The sequence below is a fragment of the Streptomyces sp. UH6 genome (genome assembly GCF_013421635.1).
GTDB lineage: Bacteria > Actinomycetota > Actinomycetes > Streptomycetales > Streptomycetaceae > Streptomyces > Streptomyces abyssomicinicus.
In genome coordinates this window covers 1-2,348 of the sequence record NZ_JACADT010000896.1, presented here as the reverse complement: position 1 = coordinate 2,348, position 2,348 = coordinate 1, and the positions used below count along the sequence as shown (strand labels likewise).

Below are 2,348 nucleotides of genomic sequence, written 5' to 3'. Positions count from 1 at the left end.
CGGGCGGGAGGACCGCGGACGCGGGGCGGTGGTCAGTGGTTGCGGGGGAAGCCCAGGTCGACGCCGGCCGGCGCGTCGGCGGGGTCCGGCCAGCGCGTGGTGACGACCTTGCCCCGGGTGTAGAAGTGCGTGCCGTCGTTGCCGTAGATGTGGTGGTCGCCGAAGAGCGAGTCCTTCCACCCTCCGAACGAGTGGTACCCCACCGGCACCGGGATCGGGACGTTCACGCCCACCATCCCGGCCTCCACCTCCATCTGGAACCGCCGCGCCGCCCCTCCGTCCCGGGTGAAGATCGCCGCGCCGTTGCCGAAGGGTGAGGCGTTGACGAGCGCCAGGCCCTCCTCGTAGGTCTCGGCCCGCAGCACGCACAGCACCGGGCCGAAGATCTCGTCGCGGTAGGCGTCGGCGGTGACCGGCACCCGGTCGAGCAGCGAGATGCCGATCCAGTGGCCGTCCTCGTACCCCTCGACGGTGAAGCCGGTGCCGTCCAGGACGACCTCGGCGCCCTGGGCGGCCGCCCCCCGCACGTAGGAGGCGACCTTGTCGCGGTGGGCGCGGGTGATCAGCGGGCCCATCTCGGAGACGGGGTCGTGGCCCGGGCCGATCACGACCTTCTCGGCGCGCTCGCGGATCCTGCGCACCAGTTCGTCGCCGGTCGCCCCGACCGCGACCACCGCGGAGACCGCCATGCACCGCTCCCCCGCCGAGCCGTAGGCGGCGGACACCGCGGCGTCGGCGGCGGCGTCCAGGTCGGCGTCGGGCAGCACCAGCATGTGGTTCTTGGCCCCGCCGAGCGCCTGCACGCGCTTGCCGTGCGCGGCGGCGGTGGTGTGGATGTGGCGGGCGACGGGCGTGGAGCCCACGAACGACACCGCCTGGACGTCCGGGTGCTCCAGCAGCCGGTCGACGGCCGCCCTGTCGCCGTGCACGACGTTGAACACGCCGTCCGGCAGGCCGGCCTCGGCGAGCAGCCCGGCGAGCCGGACGGAGGCCGAGGGGTCCTTCTCCGAGGGCTTGAGCACGAAGGTGTTCCCGCAGGCGATGGCGAGGGGGAACATCCACATCGGCACCATGGCGGGGAAGTTGAACGGCGTGATGCCGGCGACCACGCCCAGCGGCTGCCGGATCGCGGCCACGTCCACCCGGCTCGCCACCTCGGTGGACAGCTCGCCCTTGAGCTGGACGGGGATGCCGCAGGCCAGGTCGATGATCTCCAGGCCGCGGGCGACCTCGCCGAGGGCGTCGGAGTGGACCTTGCCGTGCTCGGCGGTGATCAGCCGGGCCAGCTCGTCGCGGTGGGCGTCCACCAGGGCGCGGAACGCGAAGAGGACCGAGGTGCGGGTGGCGAGGGAGGACCGGCCCCAGCCGGCGAACGCCTCCTTGGCGGCGGCCACGGCCGCGTCCACCTCCGCCGCGCCCGCGAAGGCGACCTGGGTCGTGACGGCGCCGGTGGCGGGGTCGGTGACCGGTCCGTACGTGCCGGAGGCGCCTTCGACGGTCCTGCCGCCGATCCAGTGGTGGAGGGTCTTCGTCATGCCCGGACTCCTTCGCAGTCGACGGCTCGCCGGTCCGTGCCGCCCGGACCGGCCCGTGGGGGCGTCCCCGACCCAGTGTGAGCCGTACCGGCCCCCGCGTGGACACCCCGCGCGGGAACTGTCCCGCAGGTGCGCGCGCCTCGCCGACGACCCGCCTTTGGTTGATACCCCCTAGGGGTATAACCTGGGTACCGGAAGGCAACCAGTGCATCCACTCGATCAGGAGTAACGACATGACTCAGTCGACCGACACCCAGGGCGCCGTCACCACCGTCTACAAGGTGAGCGGCATGAGCTGCGGCCACTGCGAGGGCGCCGTCTCCGGAGAGATCTCGCAGATCGCGGGCGTGGAGTCGGTGAAGGCCGTCGCCTCGGCCGGCGAGGTCACCGTGGTCTCCGCCGCCCCGCTGGACGAGGCGGCGGTCAGCGCCGCCGTCGACGAGGCCGGGTTCGAGTACGCCGGCGTCGCCTGATCCCCACGCACCGCCGCAGACTTCCGCCACCGCCGAGGAGGCCCGTATGACCAGCACCGCCACGACGACCGCAACGACCGGGACGGCCGATCCGGCCGCCCGGGCGGAACGCGCCGACGTCGAGCTGCTGATCGGCGGGATGACCTGCGCCTCGTGCGCCGCCCGGGTCGAGAAGAAGCTCAACCGCATGGACGGCGTCGAGGCCACGGTCAACTACGCCACCGAGAAGGCGCGGATCTCCTGCCCTGCGGGGACGCCGGTCGAGGACCTGATCGCCACCGTGGTCAGGACGGGGTACACCGCCGAACTCCCCCCGGCGCCGCAACCGGCACCGGCCGCG

General features: G+C 73.3%; 3 protein-coding genes. 2 read left to right on the top strand and 1 reads right to left on the bottom strand.

What is annotated here, in order from left to right:
• Positions 1–32 precede the first annotated feature (32 nt).
• The gene (mmsA, locus tag HW445_RS27285) at positions 33–1,535 is read right to left on the bottom strand and encodes a CoA-acylating methylmalonate-semialdehyde dehydrogenase (RefSeq protein ID WP_180223540.1); all 1,503 of its coding nucleotides are present in this window, start codon (positions 1,533–1,535) and stop codon (positions 33–35) included.
• A gap of 233 nt (positions 1,536–1,768) precedes the next feature.
• On the opposite strand from mmsA, the gene HW445_RS27280 reads away from it, so the two are divergent.
• On the top strand, positions 1,769–2,008 hold the full coding sequence (locus tag HW445_RS27280) for a heavy-metal-associated domain-containing protein (RefSeq protein WP_180223539.1): 240 nt from the start codon (positions 1,769–1,771) through the stop codon (positions 2,006–2,008).
• A gap of 46 nt (positions 2,009–2,054) precedes the next feature.
• A partial coding sequence (locus tag HW445_RS27275; protein WP_180223538.1) for a cation transporter occupies positions 2,055–2,348 on the top strand: 294 nt, incomplete at its 3' end.

Coding starts and splice junctions, on each gene's coding strand:
- mmsA (WP_180223540.1), bottom strand. CDS start 1,535: ATGACGAAGACCCTCCACCACTGGATCGGCGGCAGGACCGTCGAAGGC.
- HW445_RS27280 (WP_180223539.1), top strand. CDS start 1,769: ATGACTCAGTCGACCGACACCCAGGGCGCCGTCACCACCGTCTACAAG.